Origin of the sequence: Pontibacter virosus (assembly GCF_003096355.1) — a bacterium.
In the GTDB taxonomy this organism is placed as follows: Bacteria; Bacteroidota; Bacteroidia; order Cytophagales; family Hymenobacteraceae; genus Pontibacter; species Pontibacter virosus.
In genome coordinates, this window is record NZ_QEKI01000038.1 from 1 (window position 1) to 1662 (window position 1662).

At 60.3% G+C, this 1662-nt stretch carries 1 protein-coding gene; it reads left to right on the forward strand.

From position 1 onward, the window contains the following. Positions 1-85 precede the first annotated feature (85 nt). On the forward strand, positions 86-1633 hold the full coding sequence (locus C8E01_RS21385) for an IS1182 family transposase (RefSeq protein ID WP_165820713.1): 1548 nt from the start codon (positions 86-88) through the stop codon (positions 1631-1633). Positions 1634-1662: the final 29 nt, after the last annotated feature.

The following is a 1662-nucleotide window of genomic DNA, read 5'->3' on the forward strand; positions in this document are numbered from 1 at the left end:
CGTCAGACTGTCTAATAACACCTTCCTTCCTGCAACTTTTCACAAGCTAAGTGGCTAAGTAATACTATACTTATCCACTTGAACTATGAAATTCAAATACGGCTGCAGCCGCGGCGAGCCTCCCGGTGGCGGGGCCAGCCTGGAGGAGCTGATCTCCCCCGACAACGAGGTGCGCTTCATCGACGCCTTTGTCGATTCGCTCCCACTGGAAAAATTAGGCTTCCGCGTTGACTTTCCCGAGAACGGACGCCCGGCCTACCATCCCGCCATTCTGTTGAAGCTCCTGGTCTACGGCTACCTCAACCGCATCCGCTCCTCGCGCTGCCTGGAGCGTGAGTGCGACCGCAACATCGAGGTGATGTGGCTTCTGGGCCAGCTGGCCCCCGACCACAACACGATCGCCAATTTCCGCAAGCACAACGCAAAGGCCATCACCCGCGTCTTCCGGGCCACGGTGAAGCTGGCCCGGGACTTTAAACTGATCGGGGGCGAGCTGCTGGCAGGCGACTCGACCAAGCTGCGGGCCCAGAACTCGAAGAAGAACAACTACAACCGGGGCAAGATCGCCCGCCACCTGGCCTACATCGAAGAGAGGCTCTCAGAGGCCCAGCAGGCGCTCTCCCTGCCGCAGCCAGGCGCCCGGCAAGAGCAGCTCCTTGATGCCGTGGCCCGCCACGCCCGGCGGCGCGAGTATTACCTCCAGCTCCTGCGGCAGCTTCAGGACTCGGGCCAGGATCAGGTCTCCACCTCCGATGCGGAGAGCCGGCAAATGATCATCCGCAACACCATCACCGAGGTGGCCTACAACGTGCAGGCCATGGTGGACGCCCGCCACTGCCTCCCCGTTGACTACCAGGTGACCAACCACAACGACCGCCAGGCCATGGGAGGCATGGTGCGCCGGGCCAAGAGCATTGTGAGAAACAACACCTTCACGGCCCTTTTCGACAAGGGCTACTACGCCGGCTCGGAGCTGGAGACCGCCCAGAAGCTGGGCGTCACCGCGCTGGTGGCCATTCCGGCGCCCGCCGCCAACGCCCCGGACCCTGGCTACAACGTGGAGCACTTCGCTTATGACTCTGTAAACGACACCTATACCTGCCCCGAAGGCCACACGCTCTCCACCAACGGCCACGTCTACACCAAGCACCTGAACCGATCTAGCCCGACCAGCTTCCACCAGTACCGCACCAAGGCCTGCAGGACGTGCGCGGTGCGCGGCCTGTGCACGACCGCTAAAAATGGTAAGCTTATCGAGCGCAACACGTATACTCCGGTCTTCGAGCTCAACCGGCAGAACATCCAGCGCCACCCTGAACTCTACAGGCGCAGGCAGGCCATCGTCGAGCACCCCTTCGGCACCATCAAAAGGCAGTGGGGCTACAGCTACGTGCTCACCAAACAGGGGATGGAACGTGCCTCGGCCGATGTGGGCCTGATGCTGGTGGCCTACAACCTGCGCCGCATCTTCAATATCGTCGGATGGCAGACGCTGCTGGCCTACTGTACGGCCTTTTTAGGCGCGCTGTGGCTCCTGTACGCCAAGTCAAGGGCAAAACGGCTAACCCAGGCGCAAATAAGAAAAGACCTCGCTTCTGGTGAAGTATATCTTCAAATCGCTATCTTTAGCTAAGAAACGTGCAGAGGTTTTTAGACAAACTG

What these genes read in the sequence shown, in the direction of transcription:
- C8E01_RS21385 (WP_165820713.1), top strand. Translation starts at nt 86, where the DNA reads ATGAAATTCAAATACGGCTGCAGCCGCGGCGAGCCTCCCGGTGGCGGG.